This is a genomic window from Kribbella swartbergensis (genome assembly GCF_054784135.1).
Window position 1 is genome coordinate 168,698 of record NZ_BAAGPM010000025.1, and the last position, 25,944, is coordinate 194,641.

Genomic DNA, 25,944 nt, shown 5'->3' on the forward strand with positions numbered 1-25,944 from the left:
CGTGTACGAGGGGGCCGTTCAGGACCTCATCGACGAGCTCGGCCGGTTGCCCGGCGTCGGTCCGAAGTCGGCACAGCGGATCGCGTTTCACCTGCTCGCGGCCGACGAGACCGACGTACGGCGGCTCGCGCACGTGCTCGTGCAGGTGAAGGAGAAGGTCAAGTTCTGCGAGATCTGCGGCAACGTCGCGGAGGAGGCGCAGTGCCGGATCTGCCGCGACCCGCGCCGCGACCTGAGCCTGATTTGCGTGGTCGAAGAGGCCAAGGACGTGGTCGCGATCGAGCGGACCCGCGAGTTCCGCGGCCGCTACCACGTGCTCGGCGGGGCGATCTCGCCGATCGAGGGGATCGGACCGGACGAACTGCGGATCAAGGAACTGATGCAGCGGCTGGCCAGTGGAGAGGTGACCGAGATCATCCTCGCCACCGATCCGAACCTCGAGGGTGAGGCGACCGCCACCTACCTGAGCCGGTTGCTCCGGCCCATGGGGTTGCGCGTCACACGTTTGGCTAGTGGACTTCCAGTAGGCGGTGATCTCGAGTACGCCGACGAGGTCACACTCGGACGGGCGTTTGAAGGGCGACGATCTATCGATGACTGAACCAACAGATATTGCGGAACGCGCATTGGGCACGGACTCCGAGGACCTGACCGAGTTCGCCGAGCAGATCGCCGACCAGGTGCGAAGCTTCCTGATCTCGGTGCGCGACATCGCGGCGCAGCCGGACGAGGACGGTGTCGACGAGGGTCTCGCCTCGCTGCCGTACCTGCTGCTCGAGGTGAGCCAGTTGCTGCTCGCCGGCGGCCGGCTCGGCGCGTTCGAGGACTTCGTCCCGGAGGAGCGGTTCGAGAGCGACGCCGGCCCGGACCCGGACCTGGACGCGATGCGTGACCGGCTGGCCGCGCTGTTCGAAGGCCTGGACGAGTACGCCGAGGTCTTCGACCCGTACGCCGCTCCGCCCGAGATCACCGTGAACCGGCTGTCCGACGACCTGACCGCGATCGCCACCGACCTCGTGCACGGCCTGGCCCACTACGAGGAGGGCCGGATCATCGAGGCCCTGTGGTGGTGGCAGTTCTCGTACGTGTCCACGTGGGGTGCCGCGGCGAGCGCCGTACTGCGGGCGATCCAATCGCTGATCGCGCACGACCGGCTGGAGCCGGCCCACGACGCCGAGACCGAGGCCACCGATCGCGAGTTGGTCGAGGTCGCCGAAGAGGTTGTCCAGCGCCGCTGACGAGTTATCCACAGGCCCGCTCCTGACCGGTCCGCGAGCGGGTCCTCAACCACTACGTTGAGGACTCCATCCCCGGTCAGGAGGCTTGTGTGCAAGAGCAATCGTTCACCACGACGCGAACGCGCCCGGCTGTTGTCGCGGTGATCATGACCCTGTTCGCCCTCGCCTTGGCGCCGCGCGAGTTCTCGTTCGAGCGGGAGACCCTCCCCGCCGAGGTGCTCGTCGACCTGCTGTGCCTGGTCTGCCTGGTGGTGGCCGTACGCCGTTGGCGCCTCGTCCTCAGGCGACCCGCCGAGCTGCGGCTGAGCCAGGCCGCGCTGACCGTGCGACGCGGCGATCGCGAGCTCACCGTGCCGTGGAACTCGGTCGGCCAGATCCGCATCGAAGGGGATCTCCGCAGGCCGTGGGTCGTGGCCTGGCTGCAGGGCCCGGTCGACGTCCCGGTGTCGCGCCGCCGGGACGGCGCGTACAAGCTCTTCCCGGTTGCGCACGGCCAGTCGGTAAAGAAGCGGGGGCAGAAGCTGAAGGAGGTCCGCGCCGCGATCATGGGCTACGGCCGCCGCTACCTCGACGAGACCTAGGCCGGTTGAGACGAGACCTTGTCCGGTTGAGACATGACTCCCAGGGCCGGTTGAATGGCCCGGTGTCAGTTTTCGACGTGATCCGCCGGATGCCCGACGTGCAGACCGTGAAGCGGGTCAGTCGCGCGCTCGCCGTTCTCGATCTGATCCTGAACGACAACGGGTACACGAACTGCTTCTCGTTCGACGCACGGTGGTCGGAGACCGAGGAGACCGCGTTGATGCGGGACGGGATGGGGAACGAGTACTCGATCGTGTTCTCCGCCGACGGTGCGTTCGCGTACGGGTTCGACCACGAGTCGCCGATGTCGCCGTACGTGAACGACATGCGCCCGTGGCCGGGACTGATCGACGGTGTGCCCGAGGTGTTCCATCACGCGCGGGACGACAAGGCGTTCTGGGACCCGATGGGGTCGCCGCGGGCGACGGTGGCGTTCTGGCGTACGACGGCCGACACCGAATGGCGGTGTGGTCCGGTCGAAGGCGTCGACAAGGACGGCGCCGATCGGCTCTTCGAGGTGGTCGCGGACGGCCGGCCGGAGGCGTACCTGACGTTCGCCGAGGACTACTACGAGGTCGCCCTCGAGCTCGAGCCGATCCGGCACGTCTACGCGCTGATGCCGCTCACGGAGTACGTCGTGACGTCGCTCAACCGTGTGCGCCGCCTACCGGATCTCGCCGAAGGCATCGCCGAGATCGGCTACCCGCGCTCCTGACAGCTCGCCACAGCTAATCCGGCAGCATGGGGACCGTCAGGCCTTGGTCGCGGCCGAGCAGGATGCCGCGGGTGATCGCGTTGGTGCCGAACCTGTCCTTGACCTTGTCCATCGCGCTGTCGAGTTCGTCGTTCGACGCCTTGTCGAACGGCAGGGCCAGTTGCAGGGCGGCCTCGTTCTCCAGGTTGCCGACCGAGATCCCGATCATGGTGATCCCCTGGGAGGCGATCATCGGCCGCGCCGCGGCCAGCAGCGATCGCGCGGTGACCAGGATCGCCCGCGTCTGATCCGTTGCCTGGGGCAACGTGTGGGACCGGGTCGCCCGGCTGAAGTCGTCGAACCGCAGCCGCAACGTGACCGTCCGCCCGGCGCGTCCCGCCGTCCGCATCCGCCGCGTGACCCGATCGACCAGCCCGGCCAGCACGGCGTCCAGGGTGTCCGGCGACTTCGGCGAACGCCCCAGCGCGCGCTGCGACCCGATCGACCGGCGCCGCCGGCCCACCTCGATCGGCCGCGGATCCCGGTTGTGCGCCAGCGCGTGCAGGTGCCGCCCGGACGCCCGCCCGAGCATCGCCACCAACGCGGCCTCGGGCAGCATCGCGACGTCGCCGACCTTGGTGAGCCCGCGGTTCCGCAGCTTCTCCGCGGTCACCTCACCCACACCCCAGAGCCGCTCGACGTCGAGCGGATGCAGGAACTCCAGCTCGCGGTCCGGCGGCACCTCCAGCAGACCGTTCGGTTTCGCGACCCCACTGGCCACCTTGGCCAGGAACTTCGTCCGCGCCACCCCGACCGTGATCGGCAACCCGACCTGTGACATCACCTCGGCTCGCAACCGTCGAGCGATCTCCACCGGCGTCCCGGCGATCTTCCCCAGCCCGCCCACGTCGAGGAACGCCTCGTCGATCGACAGTCCCTCCACCAGTGGTGTGGTGTTCTGGAAGACCTCGAAGACCGCCTTGCTGGCTTCCGAGTACGCCGACATCCGGGGCTCGACCACGATCGCGCCGGGGCAGCGGCGGAGTGCCTGTCCACCGTTCATCGCGGTCCGGACGCCGTACGCCTTGGCCTCGTAGCTGCAGGCCAGCACCACGCCGGCGCCGACGATGACCGGCCGGCCGCGCAGGCGCGGGTCGTCCCGCTGCTCGACCGACGCGTAGAACGCGTCCAGGTCGGCATGCAGGATGCTCGCCGTACCGTTCGACACGAACATATGTTCGCATACTCGCGCAGCGTCCGGATAGGGAGAATTCCCGACGCGCGAACCGGTTTGTCAGGACAGAATGCGGTCCATGGACCTGACGGCGTACCGCGATCTCTGGAAGACGCATGGCGTGATGGCGCTGCTGGCCTCGGCCTTGATCGCGCGGATGCCGGTGATGGCGACGATGGTGCCGCTGGCATTCCTGGCCAAGGATGCCGCCGGCAACTTCGGTTGGGCCGGCGTCGTGGCCGGTGCCTACTCCGTCGGTACGGCGATCGCCAGCGTGGTCTGGGCGCGCCGAGCCGACCGCAAGGGGGCGCGCGGGGTCCTGATCGGCACAGGTATGGCGTGGGGCGTCCTGATGGCCGTGGTCGCGCTGCTGCCCGACAGTTGGTACCGGGCGATGCCGTTCGCGGCTGCGCTGGCCGGGATGTTCGTCGCCCCGGTCACCTCGGCGTTGCGGGCGAGTTGGCCTCGGCTGGTCCAGGGTGCGCGGCTGCGGGCGATCTACGCGCTGGACGCGACCGCCCAGGAACTGCTGTTCGTCGTCGGCCCGATGCTGGGTGCAGTGGCGGTGAGCTTCGCCAGTCCGCGAGCCGGTCTGCTGGCGTGTGCGGTCACCGCTGCGGCGGCCATCTGGTGGTTCGGCCTCAAGCAGCGGCCGGGCACCTCACACCAGGAGTCCGACGAGCCGCGGCCGACCGCGCGGCAGTTGGTGTTCCATCGCCACCGGCTGGGGCTGCTGGTCGCGTTCGCCTGCATGGTCACCGGGTTCGCGTCGATGTCGCTCGGCATCGTCGCGTTCGCCGACGAGCACGGCAACCGGCTGATCGCCGGCGTACTGGAGACCGTGGCGGCGCTCGGCAGCCTGATCGGCGGTCTCGTCGGCGGCGCCCTGCCCGGCCGGCGCGATTCGTACGTCTGGCGGCGGATGCTGGCGTTGACGGTGCTGGTCACCGGTTGCGTCTTCGCCACCTCGTCCGTGGTCGCGCTGGCGCTGATGCTGTTCGCCGCCGGCTGCCTGATCGCGCCGACGATCGGCGCGATCTACGAGCGGCTGGGCGTACTGACGCCGGCTTCGGCCCAGACCGAGATCTTCGGCTGGATGCTGAGCGGCGGGATGATCGGCTCCGCGGTCGGGTCCGCGGTCGCCGGTGCGGTGGTCGAGGTCTTCGGGGTCCGCTACGCGTGGGTCCTGATGGCCGTGCTCGCGCTGGTGGCGACACTGTCGGTGCTCCACGTCCCACCCCACCGGCCGGCCGATGCCGACCTCGAGGAGGTCGCGGCCGCGGCGTAGTCGATCCGGTAGTTCGCCTCGAGGACGCCGTTACCGCCCGCGCACATCGAGATCAGCCGCAGTCCACGCCGGTCCGGGAACAGCGGCGAGCCGAAGCCGGCCTGGACCGGATGTACGACCAGCGACAGCTCGTCGATCAGCCGCCACCGCAGCAGCGACCGGACCAGCTTCACGCTGCCGACCACGTGGAGGTCGGCACCGGGCACGTGCTTGAGCGCCCGCAACACCCGGTGCGGATCTCCCTGCAGGACCTCGGTCCGCGGTCGCGCGATCACCGGCCTGGACGCGATCACGAGCTTGCGAGCACGATCCAGCGGTACGGCGGCATCGTCGTGCGGGGCCACGGAAGCGGCGTACTGCTCGAACGTGGTCCGTCCGAGCAGCACCGTCTCCGTCCCGGTCACCAACTCGTCGAGCACGCCGGCCAGGCTCGACTCGGGCAGCCAGTACTCCGGCCGGTCCACGATGCCGTCCTGCGACATGCACAGCCTGGCGACGATGTTGCGCATTCACTGCTCCTCTGGGTCTGCTTACCAACCCAGATGCACGGTCCGCCCGGTTTGTTCTCCGGCCGCTATTTCCGGCGGCCGCGGTGGATCTCTGTCTCCAGTGCGTCCAGCCGGTTGACCCAGAACTTGCGGTAGCGGTCCAGCCAGCCGTCGATCTCGCGCAGCGGACCGGGGTCGACGGCGTACAGCCGGCGGGTGCCGTCGACGGTGACGGTGGCGAAGCCGTTGTCGCGCAGTACCTTGAGGTGCTGGGAGACGGCCGGCTGGCTGATGCCGAACTCGGCCCGGATCGTCGCGGCGATGCTGCCGGCCGGCAGTTCGCCGTCGGCCAGCAGCTCCAGGATCCGGCGCCGGACCGGGTCGCCGAGGATGTCGAACGCATGCACGGACCGCAGTATTTCAGTGATGACTTATATGAACAAGGGTCCGCGTCGGCCGGACGGTTTCCGGCGGGCGCCGGTCCCGGCCGCGGAACCTCCGCGCAGGCCGCGGATCGGCCGGACAGCCGGTTCGGCTGCTGGTCAACGGGTAGGCAACGAAACAGTCACGGCTAGAATGAGGCCCGAGACTACGCCTGGTGCAACGCCGCACGGCGTACCGCAACCAGTGGTTTGAGGAGACACACCTGTGGGACGCGTCGTGCACAAGTACGGCGGTTCTTCGGTCGCCGATGCCGATTGCATCAAGCGTGTGGCCCAACGGATCGTCGCGACGAAGAAGGCCGGGAACGACGTGGTGGTCGTCATTTCCGCCATGGGCGACACCACCGACGAACTGATGGACCTGGCTCAGCAGGTCTCCCCGTTGCCGCCGCCGCGGGAGCTGGACATGCTGCTCACCTCGGGTGAGCGGATCTCGGCGGCCCTGCTGGCGATGGCGATCGCGAACCTCGGGTACGAGGCGCGCTCGTTCACCGGCTCACAGGCCGGGGTGATCACCACCTCCGCGCACGGCAACGCGCGGATCATCGACATCACGCCGGGCCGGATCGAGGAGGCGCTGGGCGAGGGCCACATCGCGATCGTGGCCGGGTTCCAGGGCGTCGCCCAGGACACCAAGGACATCACCACGATGGGCCGCGGCGCGTCCGACACCACGGCGGTCGCGCTGGCCGCTGCGCTGAAGGCGGACTACTGCGAGATCTACACCGACGTGGACGGCATCTTCACCGCGGACCCGCGGATCGTGCCGGCCGCGCGGCAGATTCCGAAGATCTCCTACGAGGAGATGCTCGAGATGGCCGCCTGCGGCGCCAAGGTGCTGCACCTGCGCTGCGTGGAGTACGCGCGGCGCTACAACGTCCCCGTCCATGTGCGCTCCTCCTTCTCGCAGAAGGAAGGCACCTGGGTCGTCGATGCGAAGGAACTGAATCAGATGGAACAGGCGATCATCTCCGGCGTGGCCCACGACCGCAGTGAGGCCAAGATCACCGTGGTCGGCGTGCCGGACAAGCCCGGTGAGGCGGCCCGGATCTTCGAGACGGTCGCCGGCGCCGAGACCAACATCGACATGATCGTGCAGAACGTGTCGGCGGTCGCCACCAACCGCACCGACATCTCCTTCACGCTGCCCCGCGCCGACGGCGCCCGGGCGATGTCCGCGCTGGCCCGGATGAAGGACGAGATCGGCTACGAGCAACTGCTGTACGACGACCAGATCGGCAAGGTCTCGGTGGTCGGTGTCGGAATGCGCTCGCACCCGGGCGTGTCCGCGAAATTCTTCTCCGCGCTCGCCGACGCCGGCGTGAACATCGAGATGATCTCCACCTCGGAGATCCGGATCTCGGTGGTCGTGGACGAGAACCTGGTGGACGCCGCCGTGACCGCGGCGCACACCGCATTCGACCTGGACGACGAGCACACCCAAGCTGTCGTGTACGGAGGAACTGGACGGTGACACCTGTGAGCGCTGTGGAGAACACGATCGAGGATCGGACGGGCCTGCCCTCGCTGGCGGTGGTCGGGGCGACCGGCGCCGTCGGGACGGTGATGCTGGCCCTGCTCTCGACCCGGGAGAACGTCTGGGGAGAGATCCGGCTGATCGCGTCCGAGCGCTCCGCGGGCAAACGGCTCAAGGTCCGCGGCGAGGAAGTCGAGGTCGTCGCGATCAGCGAGGACGCCTTCGACGGCATCGACGTGGCGATGTTCGACGTACCGGACGAGGTGTCGGCGCACTGGGCGCCGGTCGCGGCCGCCAAGGGCGCCGTGGTGGTGGACAACTCCGGCGCCTTCCGGATGGACCCGGACGTCCCGCTGGTGGTGCCCGAGGTGAACGCCGAGGCGGCCCGGAACCGGCCGAAGGGCATCATCGCGAACCCGAACTGCACGACGCTGTCGATGATCGTGGCGATGGGTGCGCTGCACCACCGCTACGAGCTCGAGCAGCTGGTGGTGGCGTCGTACCAGGCCGCCTCCGGAGCCGGTCAGGAAGGCATCGACGCGCTCTACGACCAGCTGATGAAGGTCGCCGGCAACCGCGACCTCGGCACCACGCCGGGCGACGTACGGCGGGTGATCGGCAACGCGCTCGGGCCGTTCCCGGCTCCGCTGGCGCTGAACGTCGTACCGTGGGCCGGCTCGCTGAAGGACGACGGCTGGTCGTCGGAGGAGCTGAAGGTGCGCAACGAGTCGCGCAAGATCCTCGGCCTGCCCGACCTGAAGGTGTCCGCGACCTGCGTCCGGGTGCCGGTGATCACCACCCACTCGCTGTCGGTGCACGCCCGGTTCACCCAGGAAGTGGACGCCGACGAAGCCCGCGAGGTACTGCGGGACGCGCCCGGCGTGCTGCTGTTCGACAACCCGGCCGAGGGCGAGTTCCCGACCCCGGCCGACGTGGTCGGCACCGACCCGACCTGGGTCGGCCGGATCCGCAAGTCGCTGGACGAGCCGAACGCGCTCGAGCTGTTCGTCTGCGGTGACAACCTGCGCAAGGGCGCCGCGCTGAACACCGCGCAGATCGCCGAGGTCGTGGCGAAGGAGTTCGCCGCCGCGGCGGCATCCTGAAAGCCTTGAAACAAAGGGCTCCCGGCGTCTGCCGGGAGCCCTTCGTTGTCTTGGGCAACTGAGCTACAGCCAGTTCTCCCGGGCCGCGTGCAGGGCGAGTTGGAACCGGGTGCTGGCGCCGGTGCGGTTCATCAGGCGCTCGAGGTAGCGGAAGAAGGTACGGCGGCTGATGCCGAGCGTCCGCGCGATGGTGTCGTCCGCCGCGCCGGTCGCGAGCAGGGCCAGCAGGCGGCGCTCGATCGGCTCGAGCCGATCGTCCTCGGTGCCGACCGAGGCGTGCAGCGGCAGCGCGTTGCGCCAGCACAGCTCGAACATGCCGATCAGCGCGGTCAGCAGGCTGCTCGGCCGGATGATCAGCAGCGACCGGTTCACGTCGGTGTCGCGCACCGACATCGACACGAACGCGATCGAGCCGTCGATGATGGTCAGCTTCGCCGGGACGTCGGGCAGCACCCGGGCCTGCTCACCGGCCTCCACACACGGCAGGATGTTCTCGGTCAGGTAGCCCGGCACCTCGACCGACTCGGGCGAGTACACCACCCGGTACGACACGCCGCGCTTGAGGTGGTCGATCTCCTCCTGGTTCGGACCGCCGATGTAGTACGGCGGGGAGTCGATGGCCAGGATCTCGCGCTGCGCTCCGCCCTTGATCTGGCGGATCCGCTCGACGATGGCGTTGCCGGTGACGACCTCGATCAGGTGCGTGGTCGACTCGTTGTGCACGGTCCGGCGGAACTCGTCGTACGCGTTCAGCACCTCGATCCGGGCCTGTTTCAGCTCGGACTCGCGGCGCAGGGTCATCGCCTCCAGGCCGGCGTCCGGCGGCACCGGCAGGAACCGGGAGTGGTCGGACCCGGACCGCCGGGCCAGGCCGGCCTGCACCAGCCCGCCGAGGGTCGCGTCGATGGTGGCCTCGAGGTCGGGGACCGCCTCGTCCAGTTCGGTGATCGACGACGGGCCGGTCCGCAGCAGGTGCTGGTAGACCTTGATCTCGTCGTCGTTGAGCCCGAGCACGCGCAGATGGGCGGCACGCTCCGTGTCGGTGCTGCTCACAATCGTCCCCTCCCTTCCGAGTGCGGTCACCGTCTGCTACCGCCCCTCCAGGGTAGGACGGCCGTTCCAGCGCAGTATGCACTGTCCGTGGCGTCGTGAATGCACTCGGCAATATTTGTTGTCCTGTCAGCATTCTTGTGCCGTGTCACCATCCGGCCACCATTTCCGCGCGGTTGTGAGCGAGAATTGAGGTCCAGCAGCCCGGCGACGGACCACCTGAGCGCCGCCGGGCTGCTGTTCCAATTCTGGCCCGAGTTCGTTGCCACGTCAGCGGAGCCCGTTTCGGTTGGGTCTCGATCCCGGCGCATCGGTGCCCTCGCACGTTAGTGCCATCACCGACTGTGCCTGAGGGTGTACAAACTGTGCATCTCCATCGTGAGGCCGATGAGGAGGAGAGTCCGATGCGACCGGTTGCGCACCACCCCACCGCTCGCCTCGGCGCCGTTCCCAGCGCTCCGTCGTACTACGTCCGCCCCGCGGAGCGGCTGTCTTCCGTCACCGGCCTCGGGCCTGCCCCCGCACGCTCCGCGCGGAGTTCGCGGGGATTGTGCGGACAGGCCCTCGGTGCGATGACCGCCGCCCTGGTCATCGTGCCCGCCGATCCGGCGCATGCCCGGTCCGCGTCCGCCCACGGCGGACCGGCGCCCGGATCGCCGGTGCGGGTCGCGTCCGCCAGGACGCGGCCTGGGCCCCGGGAGGTGCCGAGCGGAGCTCCGTGGATGGTGAGGCTGTCCATGGGGAGCGGGGACCTGACGTCCTCCGCCCGGCTCGCCCCGGCCAGGAAGCACCCCCTGGGGCCCCACCGGTCACCGCAGCCGGCCACCGTCCCGGTGTGACGCATCACGCCCCGGCCGTGCGAACTTCGCCGGTACGGCGGACGTCGTACCACTGAATTGACCGCGATTTGACCTTGATCGCTGTTGTTCGCACGCTGCTGTCATGAGCATGAAACCGCCGGAGTTTTCGTGCTGTGGAAGGCGTTTTGGCCGTCGAAGGCTGTCAAATGTATATTCCAGATAACGATCGGCGAAGGGCGACCCACAGGGCCGGGCGCGACGTTTGGTAGCCGTCTGTACGTCGTTGCTCACTATGGAGGACCACTGTGTCGTCGGCATTGACGCCGATCCGCTACTCTGCTTCCCGGTCTGCGTGGCCCGCCGTCGTACCGGGCGGCAGCCGCCGAGCCCCAGTCGGACACCGGGCAAAGAGAGGCGTCGCCTGAATGAACGCGACTAGCGTCGACGAGGAGTTCAACCCGTCGGTGCACGTGTACGAGCCACACAAGGTCGGCCTGCCGCCGTTGCGTCCCTACTTCAAGGCGCTGTGGCAGCGGCGGGAGTTCGCGGCCGAGATGTCCCGGACCGGCATCCGGGCGGCCAACACCAACACCTTCTTCGGCCAGATCTGGCTGGTGCTGAACCCGCTGCTGCTGGCCGGCGTCTACTACGTCCTGGTCGACATCCTCAGTGGCGCCGGCGCACGGGACGACGCGGCGGAGCGGTTCGTCCACCTGTGTGCGGGCCTGTTCGCCTTCTACTACTTCTCGGGTGCGATGACGACCGGAGCGTCGAGTGTCGTCGGCGGCGGCAAGCTGCTGATGAACATGTCGTTCCCGCGGATGCTGCTGCCGCTGTCGGCGCTGCGGACGGCGTTCTTCCGCTTCCTGCCGACGCTGGTCGTCTACGGTGCGATCCACCTGATCATGCGGCAGCCACTGAAGTGGCAGATGCTGCTGGCCCCGGTCTTCCTGTTCCTGCTGACGATCTTCGGCGCCGGGATGGCGATGATCTTCGCCGCGCTGCAGGTGTACTTCCGCGACACGACCAGCTTCCTGCCGTACTTCGTCCGGATCTGGCTGTACCTGTCGCCGGTGCTGTGGTTCGCCGAGGACGCGCCGAAGAAGTTCCAGGCCTTCATCCAGTTCAACCCGCTCTACTCCCTGCTCGGTGGCTGGACCGACCTGCTGGTCCGCGGCACGATCCCGAAGCCGGAGATCTGGATCGGTGCGACGGCCTGGGCGCTCGCCGCGGCCCTGATCGGCGGCCTGTTCTTCATGTCGAGGGAGCGTGAGTTCGTTGTCCGTCTCTGAGGCAGAGAAGAAGCCGATGCAGAAGACCCAGCCCGGCGTCCCCGCCGTCAAGGTCCAGGACGTGTCCATCACCTACCGGACCACGTTCGAGCGGGTCCCGACGCTCAAGAGCGCGATCGTCCGGTTCGGCCGCGGCGAGCGGGCCATCCGCGAGGTCAAGGCCGTGCAGAACGTGTCCTTCGACGTCGACCACGGCACCACCATCGGCATCATCGGCGCGAACGGCGCCGGCAAGTCGACGCTGATGCGCGCCATCGCCGGCATCCTGCCGCCGACCTCCGGCCGGATCGAGGTGCACGGCCGGGTCTCCACCCTGCTGTCCCTCGGCGTCGGTTTCAACGCGGCCCTGTCCGGCCGGGAGAACGTCGTCCTCGGCGGCCTGGCGGCCGGCCTGAGCCGCAAGGAGATCCAGGCCCGGTACGAGGAGATCGCCGCATTCGCCGAGCTCGAGGACTTCATCGACATGCCGATGCGGACGTACTCGTCCGGCATGTTCAGCCGGCTCGCGTTCTCCGTCGCCGTCCACATGGACCCGGACATCCTGCTGATCGACGAGGCGCTGTCCGCCGGTGACGCGAAGTTCAAGACCAAGGCCGCGGCCAAGATGAAGGACCTGGTCACCAACAGCCGGACCATGTTCCTGGTCAGCCACGCGATGAGCAGTGTGCGCGAGCTGTGCAGCGACTGCATCTGGTTGCACAAGGGCAAGGTGATGATGCGCGGCGAGCCCGACGAGGTGATCGCGGCGTACACCAAGTTCCTCCAGGTCGGCGAAGCGGAATCCGTCTCCCTCGAGGACCTGTAACCATGTCCGATGCCGGGGCACGCAGCGCGGCGCCGGACGTGGGGATCATCACGACCGGTCACGACGTGGCGGACGCGCGCCTGCACAAGATCACCGCGGCCCTGCAGCACCGGGACCTCAGCGTCGAGCTCTGGGGCCTCGGCGAGGCCGAGGGCGGGCCGGCCGGTGCGACCGTGCACGCCGGTCCGCGCGGCAACCTGGTGCAGCGGCTGGCCCGGACCGCGGTGCTGCCGTGGCGGACCAGCGCGAAGGTGGTGATGACGGTCGACCCGGACATGATTCCGATCACCCGCCTGGTCACCACCGTGCGCCGCCGCAAGATGGTCGCCGACGTGCACGAGGACTACGGCCGGCTGCTCGCCGACCGGGCCTGGGCGAAGGGGCCGGCCGGTCTGCCGGCCCGGCTGATCGTCCGGGCCAGCTCGAAACTCGCCGCCGGCGCCGACCTGACCGTGGTCGCCGACTCGCATCTCGCCCCGCACGAGGCGAAGCGCCGGCTGGTCGTGCAGAACTTCCCCTACCTGCCGTTCCTGGCCCCGGCGCCGCCGTCGGGACCGCCGCGGGCCGTGTACGTCGGGGACCTCCGGGCCAGCCGCGGCCTGTTCGACATGGTCGAGACCGTCGCCGCGGCGACGGGCTGGTCACTCGACCTGATCGGCCCGGTCGCACCGTCGGACCGGGCCGAGCTCGAGGCCCGGATCGAGCGGCCCGACCTGGCCGGCCGAGTGAGGCTGCACGGCCGCCAACCACCTGCCGACGCGTGGCGTCTCACCCGGGGCGCCTGGGCGAGCCTGGCCATGCTGCAGCCCACCCCGGCGTTCGTGGAAGCGATGCCGTCCAAGATCTACGAGTACCTCGCCAGCGGTCTTCCCGTCCTCTCCACCCGGCTGCCCCGGCAGAGCAGAGTGATCGAGGAGTCCGGTGGCGGAGTCCTGGTGGACTCGGTGGCTGAGGCGGCCGATGTCCTTCGGCGCTGGTCCGCGGATCCCGGTGAGCTGGAGAAACTGCGTGACCACGCGCTGCAGTGGGCGGCCGACCACCTGCCCACGACCACGCCGTACGACGAACTGGCCGACGCGATTCTCGACCTGCTAAGAGGCCCATCTTTTCCGAAAGGACGGGCATGACCGACCGCCCACACATGTTGTACGTCGCCTGGGGCTTCCCGCCCTGCCGAGGCGGCGGTGTCTACCGGGCCCTGGCCACGGCCAACCGGTTCGCCGCGCTCGGCTGGAAGGTGACCGTGCTGACGGCCGAACGCGAGACCTTCCACCGGTTCACCGGTGCCGACCCGACCCTGGAGGAACGGGTCGACCCGTCGGTCGAGGTCGTCCGGGTGCCATTCGAGTGGCCGATCCTCGAGGCCGACCTGCGCAAGTGGTCCAAGACCCGCGCTTCGAACCCGAAGCTGTGGAGCAAGTGGCGGACCAAGCAGGACCAGATCCCGTTCCCGGAGACCGGGTACGGGCCGTGGCGGCCGATCATCGAGAAGGCCGCCGAGCGGATCCACCAGGCGCACAAGGTCGACCTGACGGTCGCCACCGCCAACCCGCACGTCGCGTTCACCGCGGCGTACCGGCTGCACAAGAAGCACGGCGTGCCGTACGTGATGGACTACCGCGACGCGTGGCTGCTGGACGTCTTCACCGGTGACCGGCTGCACGAGCCGAACAGCCGGGCGGCCAAGTGGGAGAAGAAGCTGGTCGAGTCGGCGCACGAGGTCTGGTTCGTGAACGACCCGATCAAGGACTGGCACGAGAAGCTCTACCCGGCCCAGGCCGGCAAGATGCACACCGTCGCCAACGGCTTCGACCCGGACCTGGTGCCGGACACCGACGACCGCGGCCCGGTCACCGACCGGCCGCTGGTGTTCGGGTACGTCGGCACGGTGTCGCCGAAGGTGCCGCTGGCGGAGTTCGTCGAGGGCTGGCAGATCGCCCGCTCGTCGTCGGAGGAGCTCGCCGGTGCGAGGGCCAGGATCCACGGCTACCTGGGGTACTACGCCCAGCCGCGGGCCGACATGCTCGCCACGATCAACAACGCCAAGGACGACGGGGTCAGCTACGAGGGTCCGGTCGGCAAGGCCGAGATCGCCAAGGCGTACGACGAGTTCGACGTCCAGCTGCTGATGCTGGGCAAGGGCCGGTACGTGACCAGCGGCAAGGTGTTCGAGTACCTGGCGACCGGGCTGCCGATCGTGTCCGTGCACGACCCGGAGAACGCGGCGTCCGACGTACTGCGCGGGCATCCGCTGTGGTTCCCCGTGTCGGAGGTGACACCGGAGGCGATCGCGACCGCGCTGACCGAGGCGGCGCATGCGGCCCGGACGGCCGACGAAGGGATCCGGGCGAAGGCGCGGGAGTTCGGGGCGTCGTTCCGGCGGGATCTGCAACTCGATCCGCGGATCGAATCGCTCGCCGCGGCTGTGAAGGGGGTTCGGGCGTGAGCAAGGTCGTACTGCTGAGCACCCGCCGGCTTCCCCCGGCGTACTTCGACACCGTGCGCGAGGACCTCGGCGAACCCGATGTGACGCTGGACGTCGTCGGCTGGGTGGCCCCGGCCGGCTGGGTGGCCGACAAGGTCAACTCCTTCACCCTCATCGGCCCCGGCCGCATGCCGGCCGCCCCCACCATCCCGGAGCCGCCCGCCGAGACCACCCCGACCGACGACTCCACAGACGCCGTCATAGCCCCCGAAGCCGTCGCCGAGCCGGAGTCCGTCGTCGGCAAAGCCGACGTCGCGCCGGCTGCGGCTGAGGTCCCCGCCGATGCGGCGGGAGAGGCCGCCGCCGGTCCCGTCGAGGAAAAGACCGCTGGCGACGAGAGCTCTGCTACCAGCACCGGGGCGGCTCCCTCCACAGCCGGCGCCGCAGGCGCCGGCTCTGCTGCTGCGGCGAAGCCGCGGCCTACGGGGGCGAAGCGGGTAGTGAAGGCTCTGCAGTGGCGGTATCGGCGGGTTCGGAAGGTTGCGGGGCGGGTGGTGCCGAAGGCAGTGAAGACTTCGGCGCCGGTGAAGTTCCTGCGCGGGAACCGGGCCGGCAAGGACCTCGGCAAGACCTACTGGGCGAGGATCCTCAGCCGCCGCGACGTGATGAGCACGATCGACCAGGCCGACGTCGTCGTCGCCCTGGACGCCGGTGCGATCTGGGCCGGCTGGAACCTCGGCCAGCGGAAGGCGAGCACCCCGGTGGTGCTCGGCATCCCGGCCGCCCGCCGCGAGCTGGACATGCTGAAGGCACCGGCAGGTAATGGGTGATTCGATGACGGTGTCGCGTTCGATCCGCGAGCACCTGCCGGCGCCACTCGCCCGGACCGCGGGAGCGGTCCGGCGGCGCCTGCGCGGCCTGCGGTACTCGTACGCGCAGCTGCCGGCGTTCCCGCCGGTGGCGACGACGCGATCGCGGATGCTGGTCGGGCCGACCAACTCCGCCGGCCAGGGCTACGCCTGGGCGCAGGCCGCCCGGACCCTGCCCGAGGTCAGCGCCGTCTCGTTCGCCCTGCACCGCAAGGGGCAGTTCCAGTTCGCCACCGACTACGGCGTCCAGCTCGCGTGGTTCGGCCAGCCCCGCTGGCAGCGCGCGCAGGAGCAGTACGTCGTCAACTCGTTCACCCACGTCCTGGTGGAGTCGCTGCGCCCGCTGTTCGGTGCGCGCGGCTTCCCGGACGCGTCTGCCGACATCGCGGCGATGCGCGCGGCCGGGCTCAACGTCGGCCTGGTGTTCCACGGTTCCGACATCCGCCTGCCCAGCCGGCACGCGAAGCGCGAGCGCTGGTCGCCGTTCACGCCGGGTGACGACCTGACCGAGCGGCTGGAGAAGCAGGCCCGGCGGCACGCCGAGCTCGTCGAGAGCCTCGGCCTGCCGGTGTTCGTGTCCACGGTCGACCTGCTGGACGACGTACCCGAGGCCCAGTGGCTGCCGGTCGCGATCGACCCGGCGCCGTGGCAGCAGGCCGCCCGTCCGCTGTTCGGCAAGGACAAGCCCGTCGTCGCGCACGTCCCGTCGAACGCGAAGCTCAAGGGCACCGAGGTGATCGACGCCGTCCTCACCGGTCTGCACCAGAACGGCCGGATCGAGTACCGGCGCATCACCGGCGTACCGCACAGCGACATGGCGACCGTCATCGGTGACGCCGACATCGTTGTCGACCAGCTCAGAATCGGCCTGTACGGCGTGGCGGCCGCCGAGGCCCTCGCCGCCGGGCGCATCGTCGTGTCGTACGTCGGTGAAAGTGTGCGCCAGAAGGTGCGTAGTCTGACTGGGCGAGAGGTGCCGATCGTGGAGGCAGACCCGGACACCCTGGGTGACGTCGTCACCGGCCTGATCGCGGACCGTGACGCCGCCGCCGAGCGGGCGGCCGCCGGCCCCGGCTACGTGGCGGAGCTGCACGACGGAAGCCGCTCGGCCCAGGCACTCACCAGCTGGCTCACTTCGAAGGAGATCCTGTGACGTCCCGCATCGCGCCATCCGCCGACGTCGACGACCGCGCCCAGATCGGTGCGGGGTCGTCGGTCTGGCACCTGGCCCAGATCCGCGAGAACGCGGTGCTGGGGAAGAACTGCATCGTCGGCCGCGGCGCCTACGTCGGGACCGGGGTCCGGATGGGCGACAACTGCAAGATCCAGAACTACGCCCTGGTCTACGAGCCCGCCTCGCTCGAGGACGGGGTGTTCATCGGCCCGGCCGTGGTGCTGACGAACGACTACTTCCCGCGCGCGGTGAACCCGGACGGTACGCCGAAGAGCGGCCACGACTGGGAGCCGGTCGGCGTGACCCTGAAGCAGGGCTGCTCGATCGGTGCGCGCAGCGTCTGCGTGGCGCCGGTCACGGTCGGCCGCTGGGCCACCGTCGCCGCGGGTGCGGTGGTGACCAAGGACGTGCCAGACTTCGCGCTGGTCGCCGGGGTTCCGGCCCGCCGGATCAAGTGGGTCGGCAAGGCCGGGGTCCCGCTGCTCGACGTCGGCGACGGCGAGTGGAAGTGCCCGACCACGGGCGAGATGTACATCGAAACCGACGGACGGCTGCGGCCGGCCGATGAGGACATGGAGGAGAACTGATGGTGCAGCCGATTCCGGCCGCGAAGCCGATCATCGGGAAGGAGGAGCGCGAGGCCGTCGACCGGGTGATGCAGTCCGGCATGCTGGCCCAGGGCCCCGAGGTGGCGGCGTTCGAGCAGGAGTTCGGCGCAGCGCTGGTCTCCGGCCGGGCGTGCGTCGCGACGAACTCGGGCACGTCGGGTCTGCACCTCGGCCTGCTCGCCGCGGGCGTCGGCCCGGGTGACGAGGTCATCGTGCCCTCCTTCACCTTCGCCGCGACCGCGAACAGCGTCGCGCTGACCGGCGCGACCCCGGTGTTCGCCGACATCGAGCCGACGTACTACTGCCTGGACCCGGCGTCGGTCGAGGCGAGCATCACCGAGAAGACCAAGGCGATCATGCCGGTGCACCTGTTCGGTCACCCGGCGAACATGACCGCCCTGCAGGCGATCGCGGACAAGCACGGCCTGCAGATCTACGAGGACGCCGCGCAGGCCCACGGCGCGACCTGGAACGGCGCGCCGGTCGGCACCTTCGGCGAGTTCGCCATGTTCAGCCTCTACCCGACCAAGAACATGACGTCGGGTGAGGGCGGCATGAACTCGGTCGCGAACGCGGACATCGAGCGCCGGATGCGGCTGCTGCGCAACCAGGGCATGCTCAAGCAGTACGAGAACGAGCTGGTCGGCCTGAACAACCGGATGACCGACCTGCACGCCGCGATCGGCCGGGTGCAGCTGACCAAGCTGGCCGGCTGGACCAAGCAGCGGCAGGAGAACGCGGCCTTCCTGGACGCGAACCTGCAGGGTGTCGGCGTGCCGGCGGTGGCGTCGGAGGCGACCCACGTGTACCACCAGTACACGATCCGGGTGACCGAGGACCGCGACGGCTTCGCGGACGCGCTGCGCAACGAGTACGGCGTCGGCTGCGGTGTCTACTACCCGATCCCGAACCACCGGCTCCCGTCGTTCCAGCGCGACCTGGACCTGCCGGAGACCGAGAAGGCCGCGGCGGAGGTGCTCTCGCTGCCGGTCCACCCCTCGCTGTCCGAGGACGACCTGAACCGGATCGTGTCCGCGGTGAACACCGTGGCGAAGGCTGGTGCGTGACATGGCGAACCTGAGAGCCGGACTGATCGGCCTGGGCATGATGGGGCGGCACCACGCCCGCGTGCTCGCCTCCCTCGAGGGCGTCGACCTGGTCGCCGTCGCCGACCCGGGTGGTGACAAGTTCGGCGTGGCCGGCGGCCGTCCGGTGTACGACAACATCGAGCAGCTGATCGCGGCCGGGATCGACTACTGCATGGTCGCGGTCCCGACCCAGTACCACGCCGAGGTCGCCAAGGCGCTGGCCGAGGCCGGTGTGCACGCGATGATCGAGAAGCCGCTGGCCGGGTCCTCGGCCGAGGCGACCGACATCGCCAAGGCGTTCGAGGCGGCCGGGGTGATCGGCGCGGTCGGCCACATCGAGCGGTACAACCCGGCGCTGCAGGCGCTGCGGGTGCGGCTGGAGAACGGCGACCTGGGCGACATCTACCAGATCACCACCCGCCGCCAGGGCCCGTTCCCGGCCCGGATTGCCGACGTCGGCGTGGTGCTCGACCTGGCCACCCACGACATCGACCTGACCGCCTGGGTGACCCAGTCGCCGTTCGCCGCGGTGGCCGCGCAGAGCGCGCACAAGAGCGGCCGGCAGTTCGAGGACCTGATCGCGGTGACCGGCCGGCTGGCCGACGGCACCGTGACCAGCCACCTGGTCAACTGGCTGTCCCCGATGAAGGAGCGGCTCACCGTCGTCACCGGTGAGAAGGGCGCGTTCATCGCCGACACGCTGCTGGCCGACCTGTCCTTCCACGCCAACGGCACCGTGCAGACCGCGTGGGACGACGTCGCGCACTTCCGCGGGGTCAGCGAGGGCGACATGATCCGCTACGCGATCAGCAAGCCGGAGCCGCTGCGCACCGAGCACGAGGCGTTCCGCGACGCGGTGCTCGGCAAGGAGGCCGACATCGTCACGCTGCAGCAGGGTCTGACCACCGTCCGGGTGGCCGAGGCCGTCATCCAGTCCGCCGCCGAGGACCGCACCATCACGATCGCCGGGGAGTCCGCCGAGTCATGAAGGTCCTGAGCGTCGTCGGGGCACGACCGCAGTTCGTCAAGCTGGCGCCGGTGGCGGAGGCGTTCGCCGCCACCGACCACCAGCACGTGATCGTGCACACCGGCCAGCACTACGACAAGAACATGTCCGACGTGTTCTTCGCCGACCTGCGGATCCCGGCCCCGGACGTCCACCTCGGTGTCGGCTCCGGCAGCCACGGGGTTCAGACCGGCGCGATGCTGTCCGCGATGGACGCCGTACTGGACGAGCACCGGCCGGACTGGGTGCTCGTGTACGGCGACACCAACTCGACGCTGGCCGGGACGCTGTCGGCGGTGAAGATGCACCTGCCGGTGGCGCACCTGGAGGCCGGGCTGCGGTCGTTCAACCGGCGGATGCCGGAGGAGCACAACCGGGTCCTCACCGACCACGCGGCCGACATCCTGCTGGCCCCGACCCAGGTGGCGATGGACCACCTGGCGAACGAGGGCCTGAAGGACCGGGCCCGGCTGGTCGGCGACGTGATGACCGACGTGTGCTTCCGGGTCCGCGACGCGGTGCAGGACAAGCCGCTGGACCTGCCGGAGGGTGTCGAGCCCGGCAAGTACGTCGTCTCGACCATTCACCGGGCCGAGAACACCGACGACCCGGCGCGGCTGGCCGCCATCGTGGAGGGCCTGGCCAACGCCGGCCACCCCGTGCTGCTGCTGGCGCACCCGCGGCTGGTCGCCAAGTGCGCGGAGCACGGCATCAAGCTGGAGCGTCCGGACGGTTCGCTGCACGTCCGCGAGCCGCTGGCCTACCCGGAGATGGTCGCGGCCGTGCTCGGCTCGGCAGGTGTGGTCACCGACTCCGGCGGCCTGCAGAAGGAGGCCTTCCTGCTCGGCCGGGTCTGCACCACGCTGCGCACCGAGACCGAGTGGGTCGAGACGCTGGAGGACGGCTGGAACGTCCTCACGTCCGACGTGAGCAAGCTGCCCGAGCTGGCCGCCCGGCCGGTCCCGGGCGGAGACCGCCCCATGCCCTACGGAGACGGCCACGCCGCCGAGCGTGTCGTCACCGCTCTCACGGAGTAAACCACCACATGACGAAGGCCGCCGAAGAAGACCAGACGCAGCCGCCGAACCTCACCGGTTCGGCGGCCGCTGCCGTGCCGGCAGGTGCCGCCGGCGAAGGGCGCGGGGCGGCGGATGCCGCCCCGGACCACGGCGGGTCGGCGGTCGCCACGGCGGACGATCGGCAGGCCGGTGCGGCGGAGGTGCCGCCCGGCGCTCCGGTCAGCGCGTTCCCAGGGGAGGCAGGGTCGCCGCCGGCCGAGCCGAGCAAGCGGCTGCCGCGAGTGGAGTCGCTCACCGGCCTGCGCTGGTGGGCGGCGTTCTTCGTGTTCGCGCACCACATGACCAACCTGGCGCCGCTGCCGGTCTACGACTTCCTGAAGTACGGCACGTCCGGCGTCACGTTCTTCTTCGTGCTGTCCGGTTTCGTGCTGACCTGGTCGGCGCAGCCGGGGACGAAGATCCGCACCTTCTACCGGCGCCGGTTCGCCCGGATCGTCCCGCTGTACCTCCTCACCCTGCTCGCGGCGATCTTCGTGTTCTACCGGTTCGAGCCGCCGGCCGGGATGGCCTGGATCAAGCCGGTCTCGGTCACCGTGCTGGTGCTGTCGGCGTTCCTGCTGCAGGGCTGGTCGAACAACCCGACCGTGCTGTACGGCGGTAACCCGGCGGGCTGGACGCTGTCCGTGGAAGCCTTCTTCTACGCGTACTTCCCGTTCGTCTGGCGGGCCACGAAGAAGCTCAAGGTGGCCGGCGGCCTGATCCTGTGTGCGGCCGTGCTCGTCGCCGGCGGCGCCTATCGGCTGGCGCTGTTCCACAACCGGGACGTCGTACCGGTGCTGCCGCAGCCGATCCTGCACTCGGTCGCGTTCCTGTTCGGCATCGGCCTGGCGATCGCGCTGCGAACCGGCTGGAAGCCGCGGATCCCGGTGTGGTTCGCGTTCCTGGTCACCGCCGGCGGCCTGTTCACCCTGTACTACTCCGGTGAGCACCCGGCGCAGTTTCCGTTCGCGGTCACCATGGGACTGTGCCAGAAAGAAGTTCTCACCCTGCTGTACGGCTTCCTGATCCTTGCCGTCGCCGCCCGGGACACCCGCGGTGGCCGGTCCTGGCTGCGCAGCAAGCCGCTGGTCGCGCTCGGCCAGTGGTCGTACGCCTTCTACCTGGTGCACGCCACCATCCTGTACGCGATCAAGGAGTACCACGGTGTGGCCGGGCCGATCGGCTGGTCCAACCTGACCTGGTACGCCGGTGTCTGCGCCATCTCGATCCTCGCTTCGTGGCTGCTGTACAAGTTCGTCGAGCACCCGCTGGAACGGAAGCTGCGAGGTCCCCGATGAAGAATCACTACCTAGTGGAGTTCCTGTGCGTGTCAGTGTTGTTGCCTTAGGCAAGATCGGGCTGCCGTTGGCGGTCCAGTTCGCCGCCAAGGGTCATCAGGTCGTCGGCGTCGACATCAACCCGAAGACGGTCGAGCAGGTGAACGCCGGGCAGGAGCCGTTCCCGGGTGAGGCACACCTGGCCGAACTGCTCACCGAGACCGTGGCCGACGGCCGTCTGCGGGCGACCACCGACTACGCGGACGCCATCCCCGGTAGCGACGCGGTGGTGCTGGTCGTGCCGCTGTTCGTCGACGAGAAGACCGGTGAGCCGGAGTTCGGCTGGATGGAGAACGCCACCCGGTCGCTGGCCGAGCACCTGAGCCCGGGCACCCTGGTCAGCTACGAGACCACCCTGCCGGTCGGCACCACCCGGAACCGGTGGAAGCCGTTGCTGGAGGAGGTCTCCGGCCTGAAGGAGGGGGAGGACTTCCACCTGGTGTTCTCGCCGGAGCGGGTGCTCACCGGTCGTGTCTTCGCGGACCTGCGCAAGTACCCGAAGCTGGTCGGCGGACTGTCCGAGGAGGGCGCCAAGCGCGCCACCGCGTTCTACGAGGCCGTGCTCGACTTCGACGAGCGCCCGGACCTGGAGCGCGGCAACGGCGTGTGGGACCTGGGCTCGGCCGAGGCGGCCGAGCTGGCGAAGCTCGCCGAGACCACGTACCGCGACGTCAACATCGGCCTGGCCAACCAGTTCGCCCGGTTCGCCGGTGAGCACGGCATCGACGTGCACCAGGTGATCGAGGCCTCGAACTCGCAGCCCTACAGCCACATCCACCGGCCCGGTATCGCGGTCGGCGGCCACTGCATCCCGGTCTACCCGCGGCTGTACCTGTGGACCGACCCCGAGGCCACCGTCGTCCGCGCCGCCCGCGAGGCGAACCTCGGCATGCCCGAGTACACCGTCGGTCTGCTCGAGGGCGCGTACGGCGACCTGGCCGGAGCCAAGGTGGTCGTGCTCGGCGCGGCGTACCGTGGTGGTGTCAAGGAGACCGCGTTCTCCGGGGTCTTCCCGGCCGTGGAGGCGCTCAAGGCCCGTGGTGCGGAGGTATCCGTGCACGACCCGCTGTACACCGAAGAGGAGCTCCGGCAGCTCGGCTTCACGCCGTACGCGCTGGGTGCTCCGGTGGACGCGGCCGTGCTGCAGGCCGACCACGCGGAGTACGGGCAGCTGAGCCCGGCGGACCTGCCGGGCGTGAAGGTGCTCGTCGACGGCCGTGACCGTACCGACCCGGCTCGTTGGGCGGGCGTGCGCCGGATTGTGATCGGAAGGTCGGTTCGACAGTGACAACTGCCGACCTGCGGGTCGTGATGATGGTCGCCAACGACGTCACCAACGACAGTCGGGTCCGCAAGGAGGCCGCAGCACTGGCCGAGACCGGAGCAGAGGTGACTGTGCTCGGGGTCTCGGCCAGCGGTCTGCCGTCGAGGGAGATGCTCGACGGCGCGCTGATCGTCCGGGTGGCCGTGCCGTTCAGCCTGCGCGAGGAGCGGAAACGCAGCCGGAAGGCCCGCCGGGACTGGCGGCCGCCCTTGGTGGGGTACAAACACAAGTCGACGTACGTCGCCCGCAGCCAGCGGATCCAGGCCGAGCTGAAGGAGCTGAAGTCCGACTCCGGCCACGCGATCGCGGCGGCGAAGGCGGGCAAGGGCAACCCGGTCAAGTTCAAGCTCGGGGTCGCCACCCGGCTGGCGCGCCGGGCCCGCTGGCAGGCCGCGAAGAAGGCGACCTGGGTGCGCAAGGGCATCGGCAACAAGGCCGACGCCCCGTTCAAGTTCGGCTGGCGGGCGTACGACGGGGTGATCCACCGGCTGCCCTGGCCGGCGCCGTGGCGCGCGCTGCACCCCGAGGCGCTGGACTTGGAGATCGCGTTCGGTGACCTGATCGATCGGCTCGAGCCGGACGTGGTGCACGCGCACGACATGCACGTGATCGGTGTCGCCACCCGTGCGGCCGGCCGGGCCAAGTTGCGCGGCAAGCACCTGAAGGTCGTCTACGACGCGCACGAGTACGTGGCCGGCCTGTCCCGGTACGGCGCCCGGACCCGTCGCTCGATCGCGGCCTGGGCCAACCACGAGCGTGAGTACATCGGCCAGGCGGACCGGGTGGTCACGGTCAGCCCGGCGATCGCGAAGCGGCTGCAGCAGGAACACAAGCTCGACCGCGAGCCGACCGTGATCATGAACACGCCGAACCCGTCGGACGTCTCGGTCGAGGCGCCGGACATCCGCAGGCGGATCGGACTGCCCCCGGACGTCCCGCTGCTGGTCTACAGCGGTGGTGTCACCCGGGCCCGCGGTATCGAGACCGCTGTGCAGGCGCTGGTAGACCTGCCGGATGTGCACCTGGCCGTCGTCTGTGTCCCGGGCGTCGCGACGGACGCCGTACGGGAGTTGCAGGCGCAGGCCGCGACACTCGAGGTGCAGGACCGGTTGCACTGCCTCGACCCGGTGGAGCCGAACGAGGTGGTCGCGTTCCTGCGGACGGCCGACGTCGGGCTGATCCCGATCCTGCGCTACCCGAGTCACGAGATGGCGTTGCCGAACAAGCTGTTCGAGTACGCCTTCGCCGGCCTGCCGGTGGTGGTCAGCGACATGCCGAGCATGAAGGAGTTCGTCGACCGGACCCGGATCGGCGAGGTCTTCGTCGCGGCGGACGCGCACGATCTGGCGTCGAAGGTGCGCACGGTCCTCGGTGACCTGGACACCTACCGCGAGCGGGTTGCGGACCCGGCTTACCAGCAGGAGGTCTCCTGGGCCGGGCAGGCGGCGAAGCTGCGCGGTCTGTACGGCGAACTGGTCGGCCGTCAGCTGGAGGTCGTCCAGCCCGGTGGCCGCGTGGTCAAGAAGCATCGCCGGTTGCTGCTCGGCCCGGTCAACAGTGCCGGGCAGGCCTGGCTGTGGGCAACCGCACTCGAGCGTGAAGTGCCGGACCTGAAGGCGGAGTCGCTGACCACGGGCAGCGGCGCGTTCGACTTCCGCGTGCACCGCACGGGGACCTACCGCCAGTACCGGTCCGACCTGCGCTGGCAGCTGGAGCTGACGGCGTACGCGTTGCGCGAGGTCACCCACGTGCTGTTCGAGGCCGGCCGGCCGATGTTCGGCCAGCAGCGCGGGCAGATGTGGACGACCGACGTACCGATGCTGGACCAGGCGGGTATCAAGCACGGCCTGGTCTTCCACGGCTCGGAGATCCGCGACCCGGCCCAGCACCGGGCGCAGTACCGGTGGTCGCCGTTCCGCAACGCCGACGACGAGCTGACCGTGCGGCTGCAGGCCGCGAACGACCTGATGCGCAGGCACCTCGAGGGCTACGAAGGCCCGGTGTTCGTCACCACGCCGGACCTGCTGGAGTTCGTCGAGGACGGCATCTGGCTGCCGCTGGCCGTCGACGTCGAGGAGTTCACCTCGACCCAGCCGGTGCTCGAGCGGGAGGTGCCGGTGGTGCTGCACGCGCCGTCGGCCAGCGCGTTGAAGGGATCGGCGTACGTCGACCCGGTGCTCACGGACCTGGATGCGCGGGGCCTGATCAAGTACCAGCGGGTCCAGGGTGTGCCGCACGCCGAGCTCGCCGAGATGGTGCGCAGCGCCGACATCGTGGTCGACCAGTTGCTGCTCGGCTCGTACGGCGTGTTCGCCTGCGAGGCGATGGCGGCCGGCCGGGTCACCGTCGGGCACATCGCGGAGCCGGTCCGCGACCTGCTGCCCACCGACCTGCCGATCGCGGAGGCGACCCCGGACGACCTGTCCGAGGTGATCGAGCGGCTGGTCGCCGAGCGCGACTCGGCCCGCAAGATCGCCGACGCGGGTCCGGAGTACGTCCGCGAGGTGCACGACGGGCGCAGGTCGGTCGAGGTGCTGCTGCCGTTCCTTGGCGGACGGTGA

At 69.7% G+C, this 25,944-nt stretch carries 24 protein-coding genes; 20 read left to right on the forward strand and 4 right to left on the reverse strand.

From position 1 onward, the window contains the following. Position 1: 1 nt before the first annotated feature. The 4 genes from recR (at position 2) to ACYVOK_RS23715 (ending at position 2,535) form a co-directional block, all read left to right on the forward strand. Complete coding sequence (gene recR / locus ACYVOK_RS23700) at positions 2-601, forward strand: recombination mediator RecR (RefSeq protein WP_350853180.1); 600 nt, start codon at positions 2-4, stop codon at positions 599-601. Next, complete coding sequence (locus tag ACYVOK_RS23705; protein WP_460664707.1) at positions 594-1,238, forward strand: DUF5063 domain-containing protein; 645 nt, start codon at positions 594-596, stop codon at positions 1,236-1,238. The genes recR and ACYVOK_RS23705 overlap by 8 nt, the downstream gene beginning before the upstream one ends. A gap of 89 nt (positions 1,239-1,327) precedes the next feature. Further along, positions 1,328-1,819 (forward strand): hypothetical protein, encoded by a 492-nt coding sequence (locus ACYVOK_RS23710; RefSeq protein ID WP_460664708.1) that lies wholly within the window; start codon positions 1,328-1,330, stop codon positions 1,817-1,819. 62 nt (positions 1,820-1,881) lie between these two features. Then, the gene (locus tag ACYVOK_RS23715) at positions 1,882-2,535 is read left to right on the forward strand and encodes a hypothetical protein (RefSeq protein ID WP_460664709.1); all 654 of its coding nucleotides are present in this window, start codon (positions 1,882-1,884) and stop codon (positions 2,533-2,535) included. A 13-nt stretch (positions 2,536-2,548) separates the two neighbouring features. Here the strand turns inward: ACYVOK_RS23715 and dinB are convergent, their stop codons facing one another. After that, positions 2,549-3,748, reverse strand: a complete 1,200-nt coding sequence (gene dinB / locus ACYVOK_RS23720; RefSeq protein WP_460664710.1) for a DNA polymerase IV — start codon at positions 3,746-3,748, stop codon at positions 2,549-2,551. A 79-nt stretch (positions 3,749-3,827) separates the two neighbouring features. Here dinB and ACYVOK_RS23725 point away from each other — a divergent pair, with 79 nt between their 5' ends. Then, positions 3,828-5,036, forward strand: coding sequence for an MFS transporter (locus ACYVOK_RS23725; protein WP_460664711.1), 1,209 nt, complete (start codon positions 3,828-3,830; stop codon positions 5,034-5,036). Here the strand turns inward: ACYVOK_RS23725 and ACYVOK_RS23730 are convergent. Together ACYVOK_RS23730 and ACYVOK_RS23735 are read right to left on the reverse strand one after the other, a co-directional pair. Then, on the reverse strand, positions 4,922-5,545 hold the full coding sequence (locus ACYVOK_RS23730; protein WP_460664712.1) for a dihydrofolate reductase family protein: 624 nt from the start codon (positions 5,543-5,545) through the stop codon (positions 4,922-4,924). The genes ACYVOK_RS23725 and ACYVOK_RS23730 overlap by 115 nt on opposite strands. A gap of 65 nt (positions 5,546-5,610) precedes the next feature. Then, positions 5,611-5,931, reverse strand: a complete 321-nt coding sequence (locus ACYVOK_RS23735) for an ArsR/SmtB family transcription factor (RefSeq protein ID WP_460664713.1) — start codon at positions 5,929-5,931, stop codon at positions 5,611-5,613. Positions 5,932-6,172: 241 nt separating this feature from the next. Between ACYVOK_RS23735 and ACYVOK_RS23740 the strand changes: the two genes are divergently transcribed. Next, entirely contained in the window at positions 6,173-7,441 is a 1,269-nt protein-coding gene (locus ACYVOK_RS23740) for an aspartate kinase (protein ID WP_460664714.1), read from the forward strand. Beyond that, entirely contained in the window at positions 7,438-8,547 is a 1,110-nt protein-coding gene (locus ACYVOK_RS23745; protein ID WP_460664715.1) for an aspartate-semialdehyde dehydrogenase, read from the forward strand. The genes ACYVOK_RS23740 and ACYVOK_RS23745 overlap by 4 nt, the downstream gene beginning before the upstream one ends. A 63-nt stretch (positions 8,548-8,610) precedes the next feature. On the opposite strand, the gene ACYVOK_RS23750 is transcribed toward ACYVOK_RS23745, so the two are convergent. Continuing rightward, positions 8,611-9,600 (reverse strand): TrmB family transcriptional regulator, encoded by a 990-nt coding sequence (locus ACYVOK_RS23750; protein ID WP_460664716.1) that lies wholly within the window; start codon positions 9,598-9,600, stop codon positions 8,611-8,613. 1,222 nt (positions 9,601-10,822) lie between these two features. On the opposite strand from ACYVOK_RS23750, the gene ACYVOK_RS23755 reads away from it, so the two are divergent. Genes ACYVOK_RS23755 through ACYVOK_RS23815 form a run of 13 tightly spaced genes read left to right on the forward strand, consistent with a single transcriptional unit; the run spans position 10,823 to position 25,944 of the window. Further along, complete coding sequence (locus ACYVOK_RS23755) at positions 10,823-11,689, forward strand: ABC transporter permease (RefSeq protein WP_460664717.1); 867 nt, start codon at positions 10,823-10,825, stop codon at positions 11,687-11,689. A 16-nt stretch (positions 11,690-11,705) separates the two neighbouring features. After that, positions 11,706-12,494: an ABC transporter ATP-binding protein gene (locus ACYVOK_RS23760; protein WP_460664718.1), complete on the forward strand. Its 789-nt coding sequence runs from the start codon at positions 11,706-11,708 to the stop codon at positions 12,492-12,494. A 2-nt stretch (positions 12,495-12,496) separates the two neighbouring features. Beyond that, positions 12,497-13,621, forward strand: a complete 1,125-nt coding sequence (locus tag ACYVOK_RS23765; protein WP_460664719.1) for a glycosyltransferase family 4 protein — start codon at positions 12,497-12,499, stop codon at positions 13,619-13,621. Continuing rightward, entirely contained in the window at positions 13,618-14,940 is a 1,323-nt protein-coding gene (locus ACYVOK_RS23770) for a glycosyltransferase (protein WP_460664720.1), read from the forward strand. Before ACYVOK_RS23765 ends, ACYVOK_RS23770 begins: the two co-directional genes overlap by 4 nt. After that, a complete protein-coding gene (locus ACYVOK_RS23775; RefSeq protein WP_460664721.1) occupies positions 14,937-15,749 on the forward strand; it encodes a hypothetical protein in 813 nt (270 codons plus the stop codon). The genes ACYVOK_RS23770 and ACYVOK_RS23775 overlap by 4 nt, the downstream gene beginning before the upstream one ends. A gap of 4 nt (positions 15,750-15,753) precedes the next feature. Further along, positions 15,754-16,941 (forward strand): hypothetical protein, encoded by a 1,188-nt coding sequence (locus tag ACYVOK_RS23780; RefSeq protein WP_460664722.1) that lies wholly within the window; start codon positions 15,754-15,756, stop codon positions 16,939-16,941. Further along, positions 16,938-17,549, forward strand: a complete 612-nt coding sequence (locus ACYVOK_RS23785) for an acyltransferase (protein WP_460664723.1) — start codon at positions 16,938-16,940, stop codon at positions 17,547-17,549. The genes ACYVOK_RS23780 and ACYVOK_RS23785 overlap by 4 nt, the downstream gene beginning before the upstream one ends. Beyond that, positions 17,546-18,637 (forward strand): DegT/DnrJ/EryC1/StrS family aminotransferase, encoded by a 1,092-nt coding sequence (locus tag ACYVOK_RS23790; protein ID WP_460664792.1) that lies wholly within the window; start codon positions 17,546-17,548, stop codon positions 18,635-18,637. Before ACYVOK_RS23785 ends, ACYVOK_RS23790 begins: the two co-directional genes overlap by 4 nt. 1 nt (position 18,638) lies before the next feature. Next, complete coding sequence (locus ACYVOK_RS23795; protein ID WP_460664724.1) at positions 18,639-19,646, forward strand: Gfo/Idh/MocA family protein; 1,008 nt, start codon at positions 18,639-18,641, stop codon at positions 19,644-19,646. Continuing rightward, complete coding sequence (gene wecB / locus ACYVOK_RS23800; protein ID WP_460664725.1) at positions 19,643-20,701, forward strand: non-hydrolyzing UDP-N-acetylglucosamine 2-epimerase; 1,059 nt, start codon at positions 19,643-19,645, stop codon at positions 20,699-20,701. Before ACYVOK_RS23795 ends, wecB begins: the two co-directional genes overlap by 4 nt. Positions 20,702-20,709: 8 nt before the next feature. Beyond that, positions 20,710-22,020 carry an acyltransferase family protein gene (locus ACYVOK_RS23805; RefSeq protein WP_460664726.1) on the forward strand — a complete coding sequence of 437 codons (1,311 nt, stop codon included), beginning with the start codon at positions 20,710-20,712 and terminating at the stop codon, positions 22,018-22,020. Positions 22,021-22,045: 25 nt separating this feature from the next. Then, positions 22,046-23,347 (forward strand): nucleotide sugar dehydrogenase, encoded by a 1,302-nt coding sequence (locus ACYVOK_RS23810; RefSeq protein ID WP_460664727.1) that lies wholly within the window; start codon positions 22,046-22,048, stop codon positions 23,345-23,347. Then, positions 23,344-25,944, forward strand: coding sequence for a glycosyltransferase family 4 protein (locus ACYVOK_RS23815; protein ID WP_460664728.1), 2,601 nt, complete (start codon positions 23,344-23,346; stop codon positions 25,942-25,944). The genes ACYVOK_RS23810 and ACYVOK_RS23815 overlap by 4 nt, the downstream gene beginning before the upstream one ends.